The sequence below is a fragment of the Parerythrobacter aestuarii genome, from assembly GCF_030140925.1.
Taxonomy (GTDB): Bacteria; Pseudomonadota; Alphaproteobacteria; order Sphingomonadales; family Sphingomonadaceae; genus Parerythrobacter; species Parerythrobacter aestuarii.
This window is the reverse complement of the sequence record NZ_JARBWD010000001.1, coordinates 780,240-798,373: the sequence shown is the minus strand read 5'-3', so window position 1 is coordinate 798,373 and position 18,134 is coordinate 780,240. Positions and strand designations below refer to the sequence as shown.

The following is an 18,134-nucleotide window of genomic DNA, read 5'->3' as shown; positions in this document are numbered from 1 at the left end:
CGGATCAGTGTGCGCTCCCGAACAGGAATGAGAAATCGGCCGCAAGCTGGTCCTGGTCCGAAGTCGTCGAAGCGATCTTGGCGAACTTGTGACACCCGGTGCAATTGGTCCCCTGGATGTAGGTTTCCAACGTCGTGTTGGCGACGACGGTGTTCGGCCCGGCAGAGATGAAGCTACCGTAGCTGAGCGGAGACGTCGCCCCCTTGCCGGGTTCCGGGCTCGGCGGATTGGGTGCCTGGTCCCACAGGACATTGACCAGTTCATAATACTGGAAAACGGAGCTGCCCCCGGTCATTTCGCCGATCATCTTCTGCACCGCTGCATTGAGCGTCGCGACTTCGGTCGGAATGGGGAACTGCCGCGTCACCTGCACCGGTTCGGACATAGGGAACAGCGGCTTGCAGTTGCCCGCAGAATCGCATTTCACCCGAGGTTGGTTCGATGGCGTTGTGCCCTTCCCGTCATTGAAGGAATACCCGCCAGCGGGTGCCGGCCGAGAGGGATCAGGGACGTTGTCGACATGCTCGAAGGTCGACCAGACAAAGTCCGGGAAATGGTCGGTCTTGTGGATGATGTGCATCCCCACCATTCCGACCACCGCCTGCCGGCATTGGCCCGTGTCGGGATCCTGCAGATAGACCGAGCTGGTCAGGTAGCGGTTCCACAGATCCTGCTCGGTAGTCAGGTCGCGCCAGGCGATCTTGACCTCGATCGCGCCCAGCTGGTCTTGCGTGGCAAGCGGAAGCGAAGGCGTGCCGCGGAAGGCAGCACCTTTAGGCAAGGAAATCCCCGCATCCGCGCTCGTGGCAACCTTGGCCTGGTTGGCTGCAAGGTAAAGCTGGTTCGAAACGATATAGTCGAATTCCGCCTTGCCCATGCGCCGGTCGAAATAGGCCAGCTTGCCCTTCTGGTCTGTCAGCCAGCCGCCGAAGGCTTCGTTGATCGACGAACTGAAGCCGGTGTCTGCAGCCGAAGCGAGCAACTCGTTCTGGCTCAGTCGCTTCGGTGCCTTGCTGATCTGAGAGAGCATAGGCATCGCCGGGCTCGCAGCGACGCCGGCCAGCAGCCGATTGTCGCTCGTGCATTGCGCGGGAAGCGCGGCCACTTCACCCCATCCACTCGGAGCAGCTCCGCCGGGCAGGAAAGTTTCGTCTGCGCCCTTGTAGCTCTGCCACACCGTCGTTGGGGTGGGCTGGCCCTGAATGCTGACACCCCAGCTGCTGGCGCTGGCTGAACGATTGGGAACACCGGCCTGCGAAGCGGTTGCCGGCCAGCCCGAATCCACCGGCCAGTTGAGCGCGATGAACATTTGCCAAGCATAGCAATCGACCGCTGCCTGGTCGGTCAGAATCCCTCCGGAGATATCGGTCGTCATGAAGGCCGGGGAATTGGGATCGAAGCTGAGCGGAATTCCGCAGCCCGTCGTGTCCTCGACCTGCGTTTCGAAATTGGCCGCAACCAGCCGCTTCTCCGGATCGGCCTCTTGCCCACATGCGGCCAGGACCAGCGATGCAGCCGCTACGGCTGCCACCAACAGACTGCGCATCAGAGATCTCCAAACTTGTCGTGCAGCTTGTCCCGCATGGCGACGATAGCCGGATCGTCGGCGATGCCCAGCGAGCCACCCGCAACCACATTCAACAATCCATACTGGAAGGGATGGTCCTCTGCGCTCGGCCGGTCGGGCTCATCGGGATTGAGCGCCCGCAAGCCGATCTGGCCGGGATCGGTGTCATTGGTAGCTCCGATCATCAGAACGAACGCCTGATTACTGCTGGAAGTTTGCCCCGGGGTCGGCGAACCATTTTTCAGGAACTGGACCACGTGACACACGACGCCGGGTTGATCGAATTCGATCCGCGCATTCTCGACCGTCGTATCGGTTGAGGCACCTGAGACGGAAAGCACCGCCGAGTACCAGTTGCCCGGCTCGATATCGAGCGGGAGATCGGTCGGAGACTCGCCGTAGAACCATTCGGCCGGAACCAGCTGCACCGGTGCCGGCTGGATCCCAGTGGTCTTGCTGCTGACGCAGTCGAAAGTCGGCGGCGCAGAGCTGCGCGATTTCGGGGTTACGGCCAGCGCCACATGCATCTGGTTGGCGATCACGCCCGCGGCAATGATGGCTGTCCCATTGAGAGTGCATTGCTCAATGGTGAAGCCCGCGTTCGGCGGGAGAGCAAAACGGGCCTGCAGGATCTGGTCCGAACCATTGGGCCCGATCCCGGCGGCACCGCGGGTGATCTGCCAGCATTCGGAAAGGTCCTCGTTATTGGGACCGCGCCAGTCGAGACTGGCAGGCTGTTGCAGGTAGAGCCCGATCGGATCGGTCAGCGAGATGTAATTGGCCTGCGCCACGCTGTTGCCGGAGGCACCGATATGCGGATCGGAATTGCGATAGATTTGTCCGTATTGCGAACAACAGATGAGCTTGTTGGGATCGCTGGGCAGGGCATTGGTCCGCTGGATAACCGAAGCGGCCGCGAGATAGATCTCCGCCGACAAGGTGTTGGGCGGCGAAGTCAGGTGCATGGCACCTCCATACTGGCCCGGGACCCGTGCGGTACCGCTGTTCCACTTGTTGATGGGGTTATAGGCATAGAGCCCAGTCGTTCCCGAACGCACCGGATCGCCGGCCTTGCCGAACGGATTGTCGGCAACATACCGCAGGTAAAGATCCTCCATCGCCACCGCGGGATCGATGTAACGCTGATACAGCTCCAGCACGATCTGCGGGTCCTGCCGCCAGAGTGCGAGGAAATAGGTCGGGTTTTCTGCGGTATAGGTAATGGCCGTCATATGCCCCTGGTCGTCGCGTTCGATCGACCATTCGCAATATTCGTCCAGCCAGCCGCGTGGCCCGACCGGGGCGAAAGGCACATAACTCCCGTTCCAGTCGATTTGCGGACACAGCGTGGCGGGGATGTTGATCGCCACATCGGCACTGGGTGCACCATAGAGGTAATAAGTCGACCCGTTGATCGTGATCGACCCATGATCGGCCAGCGCCAGCAGTTGGTCATCTGTCAGCGGACCAGGCAGGTTCGATCCGGACTGGATGCTGGAATTGGTGAAGAATGTTTTCAACCGGTTCGGAAACGGAGTCCAGTTGATGACAGCCGCACCTTCGCCGAATCCTGAAATCAGCGGATTGTAATAGCCATCGCGCGGAGCATCATAGAGGTTGGTCCAGGGATTGCCGATGATCGAGGTCTGCGTCCAGCCGTCGACGGCATTGCTCCAGATCGCCTCGAAGGCCGCGAGCTGTTGCTCATTGCCGGTATCACTGAAATCCTTCGGTGCCTGATGGGCAGGACTGGTGAAACGTGTGAAATCACTGGACATGAACGCTCTCCCCCCGATGTCGAACGATCCGCTCCGCCAAGCGGAGCCGACTATCGAATCAGTTTTGCGCTGTCCTGCAGGTGAGAGAATGGCCCGGGTCGGGAGCAGACGATAGTATAGATGCGACACCTGCGGTTCGGCTTAGCCGATGCAAGGGCCGGGAATGGTCAGCTGTCCGACGGGAACCGTTCGAAGCGCGGAAGGGCGTGGAGCGTTTCTTCCCAGCTGAGCGCATCGGCCATCTGGACATGCTTGTCGGGTGGGAATGCCTCAGGGTCGTCGAGCGTGGCGGTCTGAATGTCGACCGCGCCGGGAGAGACATTCTCGCAGACGTACCACAAACCGGTGCCGCAGTTGCCGCAGAAAGCGCGCTCGACATCGGGAGAAGAGCGGTAGAGCAAGGGCTCGCCCTGCTCGATCGCGAAGTCATCGGCAGCTACGCCGATCCACGCCACTCCGGTGGCCCCGGCCCAGCGGCGACAATCCTCGCAATGGCATACCGATGAATGCCTGACACCGCCCTGGAATCGATAGACTAGCGCCCCGCAATGGCACCTGCCCTTCGGCATTGTCGTTCTCCTGCTCGTTGCTAGCGAGCAGAATGCTGCAATTTCTTGAGCAAGGCCAGCGCCTCGTCTGCCCGCTCAGCCGGGACAAACGCATGATCGTGGCGCAGCGCAGCGACCATGTTGCAGCATATTCCCGCCTCGGCGAGCGCCCCGGAGACTGCGGCCGTCAGCCCCACACCTGCCAGTGCGGAATGTACCTGCAGCGTGATGCGGCTATAGGGATCGGCCTCGATCTCATTCGCCAGCGCGACCTCATGCGGCACGATTAACGACAACCCTTCCTCCTCGCGGAAGGTCGCCAGCGCATGACCCATCAATTGGAACACGACGTCAGGATCCTCGCCGCCGACAAAGCTCCACCAGCGCGCGTCGAGCACCGGGTCCATCCCGGCGATCATGGCCGCGGTGTCGCTGATCGGCTGCGTCACAGGATATACTTCGATAGGTCGGTGTCTTCAGCGAGGTCGGCCAGCTTGTCCTTCACATAGCCAGCATCGATTACGATGGTCTCGCCCGCGTGATCCTCTGCTTCGAAGCTGAGCTCCTCCAGGAGCCGCTCCATCACGGTCTGCAAGCGGCGGGCACCGATATTCTCGACACTCTCGTTGACCTGAGCGGCGATGCGGGCGACTTCGTGGATGGCGTCTTCAGTGATCTCGACGGTGACATCCTCCGTCCCTAGCAGCGCGCGGTATTGCTCGACCAGGTTGGCGCGGGTTTCGCTGAGGATACGGACGAAGTCCTCGACCTCGAGCGCGCGCAGCTCGACACGGATCGGCAGGCGCCCCTGCAGTTCGGGCAGCATGTCGCTGGGCTTGGAGACGTGGAACGCGCCCGAAGCAATGAACAACACGTGGTCGGTCTTCATCGGGCCGTACTTGGTGCTGACAGTGGTACCTTCGATCAGAGGCAGCAGGTCGCGCTGCACGCCTTCGCGCGATACACTGCCGCCACGCACGTCGCTGACCGCGATCTTGTCGATCTCGTCGAGGAAGACAATGCCGTTGGTCTCGGCGTTTTCCAGCGCGACGCGCGCAACGTCGTCCTGGTCCATGCGCTTTTCGGCTTCCTCGTCGACCAGCTTGTCCCAGGCGTCGGGCACCTTGAGCTTGCGCCGCTTGGCCGGGCCCTTGCCTAATGCCTTGCCCATCATGTCACTGAGGTCGATCATGCCGACGCTGCCACCGAGGCCCGGGATATCCATCGGCATCGACGGCGCATCCTTGACCTCGATCTCAACCTCGGTGTCGTTCATCGCATTCTGGACGATGCGCTCACGGAAGGCCTCGCGGGTGGCTTCGCTCGCATTGTCGCCGACCAGCGCATCGAGCAACCGGTCCATCGCAGCCTTGCTGGCGGCTTCGCGCACGGCCTCACGGCGGCGGTCCTTTTCCAGCCGGATCGCTTCTTCGACGAGGTCACGGGCGATCTGTTCGACATCGCGCCCGACATATCCGACCTCGGTGAACTTGGTCGCTTCGACCTTCACGAAGGGCGCATCGGCGAGCTTCGCCAGGCGGCGGCTGATCTCGGTCTTGCCGCAACCGGTCGGGCCGATCATCAGGATGTTCTTGGGCGTCACCTCATCGCGCAGTTCGCGCGAGAGCTTCTGCCGCCGCCAGCGATTGCGCAGGGCGACTGCCACAGCCCGCTTGGCATCCTTCTGGCCGATAATGTGCTCGTCCAATGCGGCGACAATCGCCTTCGGGGTGAGGGATTCTGTCATGGGAAGGATCAGACCGTTTCCAAAGTCACATTGTCGTTGGTGAAGACGCATATCTCGGCGGCCACGGCCATGGCCTTGCGCGCGATCTGCTCGGCATCCTCTTCATAGTCGGACAGCGCGCGGGCGGCCGCGAGCGCATAATTGCCGCCACTGCCGATCGCGGCAATCCCGCCTTCCGGCTCCAGCACATCGCCATTGCCGGTCAGCACCAGCAGCGTGTCCTTGTCGGCCACGATCATCAGCGCTTCGAGATTGCGCAAATACTTGTCGGTACGCCAGTCCTTGGCGAGCTCGACGGCGGCCCGCATCAGCTGGCCGGAATACTGGTCCAGCTTGCGCTCCAGCCGTTCGAACAGGGTGAAGGCATCGGCAGTGGCCCCGGCGAAACCGGCCACGACCTTGCCGTCACCGATCCGGCGAACCTTCTTGGCATTGGGCTTCATCACCGTGTTGCCCATCGAAACCTGGCCATCGCCAGCAACGACGATCTTCTCGCCGCGTTTGACGCCGATGATGGTGGTGCCGTGCCACGGGGTCAGCCCGTGCGCCTGTGAGTTGTTGTCCATGCCGCGCGATATGGGGCGCGCCCGCCCGTGGTCAAGACAAACGGGTCAAGTGACGCTTACCGACCGGGAGCGCCGGCACCCGGTGCACCAACCGTGCCGATATTGCCGAACAGGTCCTCCAGGAAACCGCGTTCGCGACCCAGCGTCGGCGTCTTGGCACCATCAGGCTGGAGATAGACCACCTGGTCGATACCGCTGGTTTCCGTGCCGGTGACATTGCCTGCACCATCGAACTTCACCGCCAATACCTGGTGGGTATTGATACGCGGGCGCACGAAGGGCTTGCGGCCGGTAACGCTCGACACATAGTACCAGGTCGGATCGCCGAACTGGCTGGTGAAGGTTGGCCGACCCAGCGTCGCTTCTACCGACCGCTGGTTGTCGATCCCCGGCTGGACGGCTTCGACCAGCAGCTGGTCGACGACATAGCCGCGGCTTTCGCGGATCGTGCCGCAGCCGCTTGCGCCCAATGCCAGAGCCAGCAGCGCTGCCCCACCAAGAGCCTTACCAAATGCCATCGAGAACCTTCCTTCGCGTACTTCTTCGAATGCGCCCCTTTAACCTGCGGGGCATCATTCCCTATATCGGCGGCAAGCCTTACGGCGTCACTCGCCGGACTGCAACGGCGCATCCGACCTTGCCTGTGCGTGAGCCGGATGCGCAAAGCGGCTTGAATTGCCGATGAACACGTGATCGCCCATCGGATCACAGGGGAGCGAGATACAGAAGATGAGCTTCATGCAACGCCTTTTCGGTCGCTCGACCGATCCCAAGGAAGCCCTGCGCCCGCTATGGCACCAGCTGGTAAAGGTCGCTCGCACGCGCGAACTCTATGCCGATTGCGGCGTGGCCGACACGCTGGAAGGGCGTTTCGACATGCTTTCGACCGTGCTTGCCATCGCCATGCTGCGGGTCGAGCGCGACCCGGAAACGGTCGCTGCATCGGCTCGGCTCACGGAACTGTTTGTCGACGATATGGATGGGCAATTGCGCGAGGCGGGAATTGGCGACCCGACTGTTGGCAAGAAGCTTGGCAAGCTGGTGAGCGCGCTGGGCGGCCGCACCGGCGCGCTTCGCGAAGCACTGGCGCAGGATGGTGACACGGCACTGGTCGCTGCCATTGAGCGCAATGTCACCTTCGTTGAAGGTGGATCGACTGCCTGCGTCGCGCCCAGGCTGCGACGCTTCGCTGAGGCGCTGGATGCGCTGACCTATGACCAGCTGCTGCATGCGGAGCTGATGCTGTGAGCGCGCCCGAACTCAGCCGCATCATCAAGCTGAAGGCGATCAAACACGACCCCGTGATCGTGGAAGCCGATGAAACCGAGCGCGCGGCGCTGGCCAAGCGATTCGGCATTTCCGCAATCGGTAGCCTGCGCGCAGAAGTCAGCCTAGACCCCGATGGCGAGCGTGTGTCAGCGGGCGGCACGCTGACCGCCGAAATCGTGCAGGCCTGCGCGATCTCAGGCGAGGACTTCCCGGTGCATGTCGAGGAACCGCTCGATATCGTCTTCGTACCCGCTGAAGCGGCACCTGTTTCGGACGAGGAAGAGGAAATCGAATTCGAACTTGATGACGAAGAGCTCGACGAAATCGAATATGACGGCGACAGCTTCGACCTCGGCGAAGCTGTGGCACAAACCCTTGCGCTGGCGATCGATCCCTATGCCGAGGGGCCGAACGCCGAAGCTGCGCGTACAAAGGCCGGTTTGAGCAATGACGACGAACCGAGCGGTCCGCTGGCCGATGCTCTCAAGGCTTTGAAAAGATAATTCCGCCCCATTGTGGGGAGGAAGATCAGAACGGAATATCGTCGTCGAGGTCGTCGTAGTTCGAGCCGCCACCGCCGCCCGAACCGCCACCCGAGCCACCACCGCCCTGGTTCCAGCCGCCATCTCCACCGTTCGAACCACCCGAACGTTGGCCGCCGCCACCGTAGTTGCCGCCACCGCCGCCGCCCTGGCCTCCACCGGGGCCGTCAAGCATGGTCAGCGTGCCGTTGAAACCGCGCAGCACGACTTCAGTCGAATAGCGGTCATTGCCCTGCTGGTCCTGCCACTTGCGGGTCTGCAGCTGGCCTTCGACATAGACCTTGCTGCCTTTCTTCAGGTAGCGCTCGCAGACGTTGACGAGGCCTTCCGAAAAGATCGCCACAGTGTGCCACTCGGTCCGCTCCTGCCGTTCGCCGGTGTTGCGGTCTTTCCACTGCTCGCTGGTGGCGATGCGCAGGTTGCAAACCTTGCCGCCATTCTGGAAGCTGCGGATCTCCGGGTCCTGCCCCAGATTGCCGATCAGCATGACCTTGTTGAGTGAACCCGCCATCGAATCTCTTCCCTTGTCGAAATGTCGAACGGGCTTATCGGAGCGCCGGGTGAGTCGCCACCCCCACGCCGGGCAATCCACAAGCAGTCGGCTCGGTTTTGGCTACAATCCTGCTGCCAGCGCCAGCCAATAGGTCGCGCCGGCAAAGATATAGGCTAGCGCAAACAGGTAGGCGAGCATGAACGCCGGCCATTTCCATCCGTTGGTTTCGCGCCGGGCGACTGCGATGGTCGACAGGCACTGCGGAGCGAAAACGAACCACGCGAGGAAGGCCAGCGCTGTCGGCAGGCTCCAGCGTGCTGCGATCTGGTCACGCAAGGCGCTTTCGGTTTCCTCGTCATCATCGGCATCAACGGCATAGGTGGTCGCAAGCGAGGCTACGGCCACTTCGCGCGCGGCCATGGCCGGGACCAGCGCCAGCGTCATTTCGTGGTTGAAACCGATCGGCTCGAATGCGGGGTGCATGGCATGGGCAATCTGCCCGGCGAAGCTGGCGTCGAGCTGGCTCTCGCCCGGATCGGCCTTGGGGAAGGTCAGCAACAACCACAGTATGACCGTCGCAGCAAAGATGATCGTCCCTGCTCGGCGCAGGAACACCCAGGCGCGCTGCCACAATCCGATCAGCAGGTCCTTGACCCGCGGCAGCTGGTACCGCGGCAGCTCCATGATGAAGCCGGAGGCATCGCCTTTGGTCACAGACCGGCGCAGCACCAGCGCTACAACCAGTGCACCGAGGATACCGGCCACATAGAGCCCCATCAGCACCAGCCCCTGGAGGCCGATACCGAAACCGACACTGGTCGGCGGAATGACTGCAGCAATGATCACCGCATAGACCGGCAAGCGTGCCGAACAGGTCATCATGGGCGCGACGAGAATTGTCGTCAGGCGATCCTTTGGGTCGGCGATAGAGCGCGTGGCCATGATACCGGGAATGGCGCAGGCGAAGCTCGACAGCAGCGGGATGAAGCTGCGGCCCGACAGGCCCACGCCTGCCATCAGCCGGTCCATCAGGAACGCCGCACGGGCCATGTAACCGCTCGCTTCCATGACCAGGATAAAGGCGAACAGGATCACGATCTGCGGCAGGAACACGACCACGGATCCGACGCCTGCGATCAACCCTTCAGTGATGAGATCGCGCACGAACCCTTCAGGCATTGCCGCGACGACCTGCGCAGAAACCCATTCGGTCGCCCCTTCGATCAAGCCGATGAAAGGATCGGCCCAGGCAAACACCGCCTGGAAGATCACAAACAGCAGCGCGAACAGGATGACCGGGCCCAGCCACGGGTTCAGCAACACCTTGTCGAGATTGCTTTCGATGGTGTGGCGGGCCGAAACGGAAAGGATCGCCGCCTTGGCGATGTTCCGCGCCTCCAGTCGCCGCTCGGTGAGATCGAGATGCGGGCGCGGTTCCGGGTCGGTCTTGCCGACCTGAGTGACAGCATCGACCAGCGCATCGAGCCCGCGGCTACGCACGGCCACGGTCGGGACAACCGGGACACCCAGCGCTTCAGACAAGGCATCGGGATCGAGCGTAAGCCCATCGCGTTCAGCCAGGTCGATCATGTTGAGAGCAATCACAGTCGGGCGGCCGAGGGCAATCACTTCCTGCGCGAAGACCAGGTGCTGTTCGAGATTGGCGGCATCGATCACGATCACCAGCACATCTGGCTGGCGCTGGCCTTCCTGCTCGCCGAACACGACCTTTCGGGTCACTTCCTCATCGGGGCTGGCGGCATCGAAAGCATAGCTGCCGGGCAGGTCGAGCAGCTCGACCGCTTCGCCGCTGGCGAGCGCCATCCGCCCTGCCTTGCGCTCGACCGTTACGCCCGGATAATTGGCAATCTTCTGCCGCGCGCCGGTCAGCTTGTTGAACAACGCGCTTTTCCCGGCATTGGGGTTGCCGACGAGGGCGATCGTGCGAGGCGTGCTCATATGCCGGTCAATCCAGTTCGACCGCTATGGCGGCGGCATGGACCCGGCGCAGGGCAATCGTCATCCGCCCTAGTGTCACCGCCAACGGATCGCGACCGCCGAATACGCCGCGATGGGCGACCGACACCTGCACGCCTGTATCGAAGCCGAGCGCACGCAGGCGCTTGCCATCCTCCAGCGCAATGCTGGGCCAATCGATCGCGGTAATGGTGGCGCTGTGGCCGGGCTCGAGGCCTTCCAAAGTCATACCGCCCCGCTGCCAGAGCAGTCAGCTAATTGCAACCGATTATCAATAGCGGAAGCTACTTCGCCGGGTAGCGAAGACGGCCGAGGAACCGCGTCACGCTGAAGGTCTCGCGCTCCGGGTTCAGCAAGCGCGCCTTGACCTTTTCGAACTTCATCACGCCTTCGATCCGCCGGTCGAGGAAGGCGCGGGTTTCGGCCTTGTCCTCGCTCTCATCATTCATCCAGCACGTCAGCGTTGCGGTGTAGATCCCGGCGAGGATCGTGCGCTTGGTATAGTGATTGTAGTCGGTCGCCGTATCGCCTGCGAGCCGCCACATCAGGTCGGCGCTGCGCCAGCCTATGCGCAGGGACTGCGCGGCATTCTGCGGCATCGCCATGATCGCCATCGCGCGCCGCACGGCCTCTTCCTGCCCCGCCACCGCATCGAGCCGGAACTGCACCAGCGTGCGGATGCGCTCGCGAATCTTGAGTTCGGCGAGCTTCTCCTTCGGGCATTCCTCTTGTATCTGTACGTCGACGCTTTCGATCCAGGCGTCGATCATCGCCATCGGGCCGCCCTTGAACGCCAGCCGCGCGACGTCGATATCCACGCCTTCGCTTTCCGCCGCCATGACCAGCGCGTCATCGCTCCAGCCATCGAACACGGCGGCATCGGCAATCGCATGCGCCATTGCCAACCGCAGCTCATCGAGCGTCAGGTCTTCAGCGTTGTCGATCATCGATTCAGAAACCCGGGCCATAGCTCGGGCCGGACTGCCCGTCGCGCTTGGCATCGGCTTCGTCGAATTCTGCGGTCAGCCGCTTGCTGCCGATAGCCCTGACATAATCGCGCGCAGTGCGCCCGGAATTATCGGTCCGGTCGGGATCCGCCCCTTTTGCCAGCAGCAGCCGGACCATGGCGATGTCGCGGCGATGGGTTGCGAGGATCAGCGGAGTCTCGCCAAGGCCGTTCTGGTCGGTCAGCCGCGCTCCGGCATCGAGCAGTGCCTCGACACCTTCGACATGCCCGTAGCCGACCGAGATCATGATCGGTGTGACACCCTTCTTGTTGGCGATATTGGGGTTGGCCCCCTTCTGCGTCAGGAACTTGATCCAGGTCGTGTCCTGACGCTCGGCAACAATATGCAAAGCGGTATCGCCCGTGGCGTAGTCGCGCGTGTTGATCAGCGTACTGCCAGGTTCATCGATGATCGAAGTCACCTTGCTGCCGTCACGGTCGCGGACAGCCTCGAGGAAGTTGTAACTGTCGGAATTGAGACCCGCCTGCGCGGACAGCGGCCCGGAAACTGCCGCCAGCGACAGCACGGCAGCCAGGACTGATTTGCGAAAAACAGGCAGCGACACCGTTGCACACTCCGATAAAATTCTATTGATGGCGAGTGACTCGCCTTTCACTTGCCGCCGTTAGCAGAGGCTGAACACTTTCGCCATGGTTCCCGCTTTTATGCCTGCCCCGATCCGCCACCTCGCCCTTGGCCTCGCCCTGACGCTTGCCGCTTGCAACGGCGCGCCCACTGGCCCGGGCCCATCGGCCGACGGTGTCGACATGCGCGGCGCAAGTGTGGGCGGCGAGTTCACGCTGACAGGCTCCGACGGCAAGCCGGTAAGCTGGTCCGATTTCGACGGCCAGTATCGCATGGTCTATTTTGGCTTCACATCCTGTCCGGCCATCTGCCCTACCGATGTCCTGCGGATGACCCAGGGCCTGGAAATCTTCGAGCGCGAGCACCCCGAACTCGGGGCGAAGGTTACGCCGATCTTCATCAGTATCGATCCGGAGCGCGACAGCCCCGAGGTGGTGGCGCAATTCATCGACAACTTCCATCCGCGCTTTGTCGGGCTGACCGGATCCAAGGAAGAAATCGAGTCGGTCGCACTACAATTCGGCACATCGGCAGCCAAGGAAGCGCCGGACGAGAGCGGCAATTACAACATGGTCCATTCGACCTTTGTCACGCTGTTCGGCCCGGACGGTGAAGCGCTCGGGATCCTGCCGGCGGACAAGGGCCCCGAAGCCATCGCAGCGGAGCTGGCCGGGTGGGTGCGCTGAGGGATCGCTTCTGGGAGCTGCCACTCGACCAGCTCAGCGAGCCGGAGTGGGAAGCGTTATGTGACGGTTGCGGTCGCTGCTGCCTGCACAAGATCGAAGATGCCGATACCGGCGAGATCGAAGACACCAATGTTGCCTGCAAGCTGCTCGACATCGCAACCGCGCGCTGCACCGACTATCCCAATCGCAAGACCTTCGTGCCCGATTGCCTGCGGCTGACGCTGAAGATCGTCGAAGATGTCACCTGGCTACCCGACAGCTGCGCCTACCGCCGCCGCGCAGACGGTCGTGCCTTGCCTGAATGGCACTACCTGATGTCAGGCGATCCGGACGCGGTCCATCGCGAAGGCGCGGGTGTTGCGGGACGTGTTGTGAGCGAAACCCGCGCCGGGCCGCTGGAGCACCACATCGTCGACTGGAGCGACGCGTGATCGACTGGCTGCGCCGCGACCCGGACGACCTGTCCGTCACACTCGACAATGTGACACTTCCACTCGACGTCCGTCGCCACCCTACAGCGCGCAGGATGGTGCTGCGGCTGGCCGACGATGGCAGGAGCGTGCGGGTCACCTTGCCGAAATGGGGCCGCACCATTGAAGCTCTCGACTTCGCCAACAGCCGTCGCGAATGGCTGCAAACACAGCTCGATAAGCGCCCGCAGCAGCAAGCCCCCAAGCCGGGCGGCACGCTGGCATGGCGAGGCCGCCAGCTGCGGATCCACTGGGATCGACCGCTACCGCGCAAGCCCAGCCTAGACGAAACAACAATCCGCCTCGGCGGGCCGGAAGAGACCCTGCCGGCGCGACTCAAACGCTGGTTGCAGGCGGAAGCGCGCGAATTGCTGCAAAGTGACCTGGCATTCTATTCCGACCGGGCCGGCCTTGCTCCTCCTCCCCTCGCGCTCAGCAGTGCGCGGCGGCGGTGGGGCAGCTGTTCCTCCAGCGGGCAGATGCGGATCAACTGGCGGCTTGTCATGGCGCCTGATCCTGTTCGCCGTTCAGTCGCTGCGCACGAGACCGCGCACCGGATCCATTTCGATCATTCGCCCGCCTTCCACGGCTTGTTGGGGCAGTTGTTCGAGGGCGACCTTCCTGCAGCCGACCGCTGGCTGAAAGAGCACGGGCGCAGCCTCTACGCACCCTTCGGCTAGCGCGCGCGGCTGTCAGCACTGGCGCCGGTTGCTCTGGCCCCCTATGTTGGTTCGCATGCGAATGCTTACGCGCTTCAATCCCACTAGCGGCATCCAGGATTTCTGGAACGAATTCCGCCGTCCACAGCCCTATCGTATCCCGATCCTGCTGGTTTCGGCAGCGTTCCCGATCGTCCTGATCTTCGCATTCGTCGGGGTCAGGAGCGAAAAAGCCGCGCTGGAGCGGCCCGAAGTGTTCTACATCACCACTTTCGAGCCGGGCCGGACCGACGAAGAGATCATGGCCTCCAACCTCGAGAACCAGAAGCTCAAGGAAGAACTGGCTGCGCGGCGGGCCGAGATCGAAGAACGCAAGAAGGATGCCTATCGCGCCCTTGGACGCGCAACCGGGCTCGACGTCGATGCCATGGAACGGCAGATCGAAGAAGATCGCGCCCGGGAAGAAGCGGCACAGCAACAGGCACAGCAAGCGGGCGATACGGGTGCACCCGACAGCAATTAACGCCCTACAGGACGCAAGGTGGATGGCGAATGCTGCGCGACTGGCTGCGCGCGGGAGGCCGCTGGCGCGCCCCAATCCGGCGGTCGGCTGCATTATCCTGAAAGAGGGCGTTGTCGTCGGACGCGGTTGGACGCGGGCTGGAGGCCGCCCCCATGCCGAGGCCGTAGCGCTGGAGCAGGCTGGCGAGCAGGCGCGCGGTGCAATCGCCTATGTCACGCTTGAGCCCTGTGCCCACGAGTCCCCGCGCGGGCCCTCCTGTGCCGACCTGCTGGTTGCCGCCAAGCCTGCCCGCGTCGTCATAGCGGAAACCGATCCGGACCTGCGAACCAACGGTGCCGGCGCCGAGCGGCTGCGTGAGGCCGGGATTCGCGTTGACACGCTACCTTGTGCGGAAGCGCGCGCCAGCCTCGCCGGGTTCCTCGCCCGCGAACGATTGGGCCGCCCGCACGTCACGCTCAAGCTCGCTGTATCGCTCGATGGCTGCATCGCGCTGGCCGACGGTACCAGTCAATGGATCACCGGTGAGGTATCTCGCGCGCATGTCCATTCGCGCCGGGCGATGAGCGATGCCATCCTCGTTGGCGGCGGCACGTGGCGCGCCGACAAGCCGAGGCTCGATGTGCGACTTCCGGGACTGGAGCATCGCTCGCCCGAACGCATTGTCCTCACTCGCGGCGTCCCGCTCGAAGGCGCCCGGATCATCAATCGGCCATCGCAGGTCGCCGATCTGGAAACTGCGCAATATCTCTATGTCGAAGGCGGGGCGCAGGTCGCCGCTGCTTTCCTCGCCGAAGACCTTGTCGACCGGCTGGACATTTACCGCGCGCCCATCATTATCGGCGACGGCTTGCGGGCCTTCGGCGATATCGGCCTCTCCGATTTGACCAGCGCCCATGGTCGCTGGAAGCTCGCCGAGCGCCGCCAGCTTGGCAGCGATTGCTACGAAGCCTATGAGCGCGTTCGAGAAACAGGAGCCTGAATGTTCACCGGTATCGTCACCGCCATCGGCACCATCGAAAGCGTCGAGCAGAAGGGCGACCTGCATGTCCGCGTGCAGTGCCCCTATGATCCCGACAGCATTGCCATCGGTGCCTCGATCGCCTGCTCGGGCGCCTGCATGACGGTGGTCGATCGGGGCGGCTCGACGGGCGACGCATGGTTTGCCGTCGATGTCTCGGGCGAGAGCGTCTCCAAGACCGCGGGCGGCATGTGGGCAGCAGGGGCGAAACTCAATCTCGAAACCGCGCTCAGGCTGGGGGACGAGTTGGGCGGGCATATCGTCACCGGCCATGTCGATGCGGTCGGCGAAGTCGATAGCGCAGTCGAGACCGGCGGATCGCACACCGTCACCATCCGCGCACCACGGGCGCTTGCTCCCTACATCGCCCCCAAGGGCTCGATCACCGTCGATGGCGTGTCGCTGACCGTCAACCAGGTGACCGACAATGCCGACGGATCGTGCAGCTTCACGCTCAACATCATCCCGCATACCTGGGAAGTGACGACGCTGGGCCGGCTGTCCGGCGGCGAACAGGTGAATCTCGAGATCGACGTGCTGGCGCGCTATCTCAAGCGGATGGAGAGCCTGCGGGGATAGTTCCACCAACTCTCTCCCCTCGCGGGAGAGATACGCAGACTTGGTCGCGCAGCGACCTAGTCGGAGTTGAGAGGGGGCTGTGATGGTGCTGGCGGGAGCTGCGCTACCGACCCCTCTCCCAACCCTCTCCCGCAAGGGGAGAGGGCTTTTGCTTTCCTACACGCGCGAAATTTGCTTCACCCTGCGGGATGAGCCGATCACCATTCAGCATTGCATGTGAAAGACACGCCAGGTGGGCGGGGGCCCTCCCCCTTTGCCTCGACCTGTCAACTTCAAGCTAAATATATGAATTATTGCGATTAATTGCCGTTTCTCAAACTTGACACGGTGTCAACTTCGTCAAGCATCTGTCAAGCGATCAGGCGCAAAGCGGCCCTTCGGCAAAGCTGTCCCGGGTTATCTCGTACACAAGGTGCACCACCCGCTTGCCGTCGTAGCGGCCCAGCTCGTAGCGGTCGGTGCGCACTGCGCCGATCGCCTCCAGCGCATTGCGCGAACGGTAGTTGGTATCGCCGACGCGAAACTCGACCAGCGCCACATGCTCGAAAGCATACGCCAACATGGCGCGCTTCATTTCCGGGTTGATGCCCTTGCCCCAGCAGGCCCGCTCGAGGAAGGTCCAGCCGATTTCGACAACCCCGCCCTCATCGGGATCGTACTTGTCATAGCGCGTCGAACCGATAACCTTGTCGCCGTCCTTGCGCACCACTGCGAGCGCTCCGCCGCTTGCCAGGCCTTCATCGAAGAAAGCGTCGAACACCTCGCGCCGCCAGCGGTCGTGGATGGGATGCTGCTCCCACACCATCGGGTCGGACGCGACCGCAAAGACAGCCTCGCGGTCTGCCTCGGTCAGCGGCCGCAGAACCAGCCGCTCGGTCTCGAGAGTCGGCTGGCGATCCATTCTCCGTCAGCCCGCCGTCACCGCCGCCAGTGCGCCAATGAACTTGTCGATATTGCCTTTGGTCAGTCCGGCCACATTGATGCGGCCCGAACCGGCCATGTAGATCGCGTGCTCATCGCGCAGCGACTGGATCTGTTCCTTGCTGAGCGGGAGCATGGCGAACATGCCGTTCTGCTGGCCCATGGGCGCCAGGTTGAGGCCCGCTACCTCGTTGTCGGCCTGCGCCAGCCGCTCACGCACCCAGCGAAGCCGCTTGCGCATGCTCTCCAGCTCTTCCAGCCACACCTTGCGCATCGACTCGTCACGCAGCACCACCCGCACCGCTGCGCCGCCGTGATCGGGCGGCATCGACCAGTTGGCCCGCGCCAGCGCTGCAGCATTGCTGATGATGGTATCGAGCTGGTCGGCGCTCTTCGCCTTGACATAGAATGCACCGACACGATCGCGATAAAGGCCGAAATTCTTGTCACAGCTATAGGCGACCAGTGCTTCCGGCACAGCCTGCAACACCTTGCGCATCCCGGCCACGTCTTCTTCCAGTCCGTAGCCCAAACCGTGATAGGCGGTGTCGATGATCGGGAGCACCGGGCTATCCGCCAGCGCTTCGGCGATCGCGGCCCAGTCATCGGTGGAATAATCCACCCCGGTCGGGTTGTGGCAGCAGCCGTGGATCAACACGGCATCACCCGCCTGGCCGGTCCGCAACGCACCCAGCAAGGCATCGAGGTTGGCATGGCCATCGGGTTTGGCGTGTTCGAACGGCACCGCTTCCAGCCCGACATCGGCGAGGATCTGGGCATGGTTGGGCCAGCTTGGCACGCCCATCAGCACGCGAGAAACGCCAGCTTTCTTGGCCAGTGCGAAAGCCAGGCGGCACGCGCCGGTCCCGCCGGGAGTCTGCATCCCTTCGATGCGCCCACCCATGGTCGCATCCTTGCCGAAAATCAGGGGCATCAGCGCATTGACGAAGCCCATGTCGCCTTCAGGGCCGAGATACCCCTTCGAATCCTGTGTATCGACGAGCTTCTGTTCGGCCAGCTTGATGGCCTTGAACACGGGCGTCGCTCCGTCATCGGTGCGATAGACGCCAACGCCAAGGTCGATCTTGTCGGTCCTGTCATCAGCGGCATAGAGCTTGATCAGCGCCAGCAGCGCGTCGGGAGCTTGTGGTTGGAGTGCATCGAGCATGTGCGCGCTATTGCCGTGCGCGCGGCCCACT

General features: G+C 62.9%; 23 protein-coding genes. 8 read left to right on the top strand and 15 right to left on the bottom strand.

All coding sequences use genetic code 11. The annotated features are described in order from the left end of the window. Window positions 1–4 precede the first annotated feature (4 nt). The 8 genes from QPW08_RS03925 to QPW08_RS03890 all read right to left on the bottom strand — a co-directional run bounded on the left by QPW08_RS03925 (window position 5) and on the right by QPW08_RS03890 (window position 6,946). Window positions 5–1,546 carry a hypothetical protein gene (locus QPW08_RS03925; protein ID WP_284124443.1) on the bottom strand — a complete coding sequence of 514 codons (1,542 nt, stop codon included), beginning with the start codon at window positions 1,544–1,546 and terminating at the stop codon, window positions 5–7. Then, window positions 1,546–3,345 carry a hypothetical protein gene (locus tag QPW08_RS03920; protein ID WP_284124442.1) on the bottom strand — a complete coding sequence of 600 codons (1,800 nt, stop codon included), beginning with the start codon at window positions 3,343–3,345 and terminating at the stop codon, window positions 1,546–1,548. Before QPW08_RS03920 ends, QPW08_RS03925 begins: the two co-directional genes overlap by 1 nt. 167 nt (window positions 3,346–3,512) lie before the next feature. Next, on the bottom strand, window positions 3,513–3,914 hold the full coding sequence (locus tag QPW08_RS03915) for a GFA family protein (RefSeq protein ID WP_284124441.1): 402 nt from the start codon (window positions 3,912–3,914) through the stop codon (window positions 3,513–3,515). Window positions 3,915–3,934: 20 nt separating this feature from the next. Further along, window positions 3,935–4,342 (bottom strand): ACT domain-containing protein, encoded by a 408-nt coding sequence (locus tag QPW08_RS03910; protein WP_284124440.1) that lies wholly within the window; start codon window positions 4,340–4,342, stop codon window positions 3,935–3,937. Further along, complete coding sequence (hslU, locus tag QPW08_RS03905) at window positions 4,339–5,640, bottom strand: ATP-dependent protease ATPase subunit HslU (RefSeq protein WP_284124439.1); 1,302 nt, start codon at window positions 5,638–5,640, stop codon at window positions 4,339–4,341. Before hslU ends, QPW08_RS03910 begins: the two co-directional genes overlap by 4 nt. 8 nt (window positions 5,641–5,648) lie before the next feature. Continuing rightward, window positions 5,649–6,206, bottom strand: coding sequence for an ATP-dependent protease subunit HslV (hslV, locus tag QPW08_RS03900; protein WP_284124438.1), 558 nt, complete (start codon window positions 6,204–6,206; stop codon window positions 5,649–5,651). A 56-nt stretch (window positions 6,207–6,262) separates the two neighbouring features. Next, a complete protein-coding gene (locus QPW08_RS03895) occupies window positions 6,263–6,724 on the bottom strand; it encodes an outer membrane protein assembly factor BamE (protein WP_284124437.1) in 462 nt (153 codons plus the stop codon). An 87-nt stretch (window positions 6,725–6,811) separates the two neighbouring features. Then, complete coding sequence (locus QPW08_RS03890; protein WP_284124436.1) at window positions 6,812–6,946, bottom strand: hypothetical protein; 135 nt, start codon at window positions 6,944–6,946, stop codon at window positions 6,812–6,814. Here QPW08_RS03890 and QPW08_RS03885 point away from each other — a divergent pair. Together QPW08_RS03885 and QPW08_RS03880 are read left to right on the top strand one after the other, a co-directional pair. Further along, on the top strand, window positions 6,945–7,454 hold the full coding sequence (locus QPW08_RS03885; protein ID WP_326521297.1) for a ubiquinol-cytochrome C chaperone family protein: 510 nt from the start codon (window positions 6,945–6,947) through the stop codon (window positions 7,452–7,454). The two genes, QPW08_RS03890 and QPW08_RS03885, sit on opposite strands and share 2 nt — an antisense overlap. Further along, complete coding sequence (locus QPW08_RS03880) at window positions 7,451–7,978, top strand: YceD family protein (protein WP_284124434.1); 528 nt, start codon at window positions 7,451–7,453, stop codon at window positions 7,976–7,978. Before QPW08_RS03885 ends, QPW08_RS03880 begins: the two co-directional genes overlap by 4 nt. Window positions 7,979–8,003: 25 nt before the next feature. Here the strand turns inward: QPW08_RS03880 and ssb are convergent, their stop codons facing one another. From ssb to QPW08_RS03855, 5 genes are all read right to left on the bottom strand, one after another. Beyond that, complete coding sequence (gene ssb / locus QPW08_RS03875; RefSeq protein WP_284124433.1) at window positions 8,004–8,528, bottom strand: single-stranded DNA-binding protein; 525 nt, start codon at window positions 8,526–8,528, stop codon at window positions 8,004–8,006. Between the two features lie 102 nt (window positions 8,529–8,630). Then, complete coding sequence (gene feoB / locus QPW08_RS03870) at window positions 8,631–10,469, bottom strand: ferrous iron transporter B (protein ID WP_284124432.1); 1,839 nt, start codon at window positions 10,467–10,469, stop codon at window positions 8,631–8,633. 7 nt (window positions 10,470–10,476) lie between these two features. Further along, window positions 10,477–10,716 carry a FeoA family protein gene (locus QPW08_RS03865; protein WP_284124431.1) on the bottom strand — a complete coding sequence of 80 codons (240 nt, stop codon included), beginning with the start codon at window positions 10,714–10,716 and terminating at the stop codon, window positions 10,477–10,479. A 55-nt stretch (window positions 10,717–10,771) separates the two neighbouring features. Beyond that, a complete protein-coding gene (locus QPW08_RS03860) occupies window positions 10,772–11,434 on the bottom strand; it encodes a COQ9 family protein (protein ID WP_284124430.1) in 663 nt (220 codons plus the stop codon). A 4-nt stretch (window positions 11,435–11,438) separates the two neighbouring features. Beyond that, complete coding sequence (locus QPW08_RS03855; RefSeq protein WP_284124429.1) at window positions 11,439–12,059, bottom strand: ankyrin repeat domain-containing protein; 621 nt, start codon at window positions 12,057–12,059, stop codon at window positions 11,439–11,441. Between the two features lie 100 nt (window positions 12,060–12,159). Here QPW08_RS03855 and QPW08_RS03850 point away from each other — a divergent pair, with 100 nt between their 5' ends. The 6 genes from QPW08_RS03850 to QPW08_RS03825 are packed head-to-tail and all read left to right on the top strand — an operon-like array spanning window position 12,160 to window position 16,014. Further along, complete coding sequence (locus QPW08_RS03850) at window positions 12,160–12,765, top strand: SCO family protein (RefSeq protein ID WP_284124428.1); 606 nt, start codon at window positions 12,160–12,162, stop codon at window positions 12,763–12,765. Next, window positions 12,753–13,196 carry a YcgN family cysteine cluster protein gene (locus QPW08_RS03845; protein WP_284124427.1) on the top strand — a complete coding sequence of 148 codons (444 nt, stop codon included), beginning with the start codon at window positions 12,753–12,755 and terminating at the stop codon, window positions 13,194–13,196. The genes QPW08_RS03850 and QPW08_RS03845 overlap by 13 nt, the downstream gene beginning before the upstream one ends. Then, window positions 13,193–13,915 (top strand): M48 family metallopeptidase, encoded by a 723-nt coding sequence (locus QPW08_RS03840; protein ID WP_284124426.1) that lies wholly within the window; start codon window positions 13,193–13,195, stop codon window positions 13,913–13,915. Before QPW08_RS03845 ends, QPW08_RS03840 begins: the two co-directional genes overlap by 4 nt. 55 nt (window positions 13,916–13,970) lie before the next feature. Beyond that, window positions 13,971–14,417, top strand: coding sequence for a hypothetical protein (locus QPW08_RS03835; RefSeq protein WP_284124425.1), 447 nt, complete (start codon window positions 13,971–13,973; stop codon window positions 14,415–14,417). Window positions 14,418–14,439: 22 nt separating this feature from the next. Continuing rightward, entirely contained in the window at window positions 14,440–15,396 is a 957-nt protein-coding gene (ribD, locus tag QPW08_RS03830; RefSeq protein ID WP_284124424.1) for a bifunctional diaminohydroxyphosphoribosylaminopyrimidine deaminase/5-amino-6-(5-phosphoribosylamino)uracil reductase RibD, read from the top strand. Continuing rightward, a complete protein-coding gene (locus QPW08_RS03825; RefSeq protein WP_284124423.1) occupies window positions 15,397–16,014 on the top strand; it encodes a riboflavin synthase in 618 nt (205 codons plus the stop codon). A gap of 358 nt (window positions 16,015–16,372) precedes the next feature. On the opposite strand, the gene QPW08_RS03820 is transcribed toward QPW08_RS03825, so the two are convergent. Both QPW08_RS03820 and QPW08_RS03815 read right to left on the bottom strand, forming a co-directional pair. Next, window positions 16,373–16,915: a GNAT family N-acetyltransferase gene (locus QPW08_RS03820; RefSeq protein WP_284124422.1), complete on the bottom strand. Its 543-nt coding sequence runs from the start codon at window positions 16,913–16,915 to the stop codon at window positions 16,373–16,375. A 6-nt stretch (window positions 16,916–16,921) separates the two neighbouring features. Beyond that, on the bottom strand, window positions 16,922–18,103 hold the full coding sequence (locus QPW08_RS03815) for an amino acid aminotransferase (protein WP_284124421.1): 1,182 nt from the start codon (window positions 18,101–18,103) through the stop codon (window positions 16,922–16,924). Window positions 18,104–18,134: the final 31 nt, after the last annotated feature.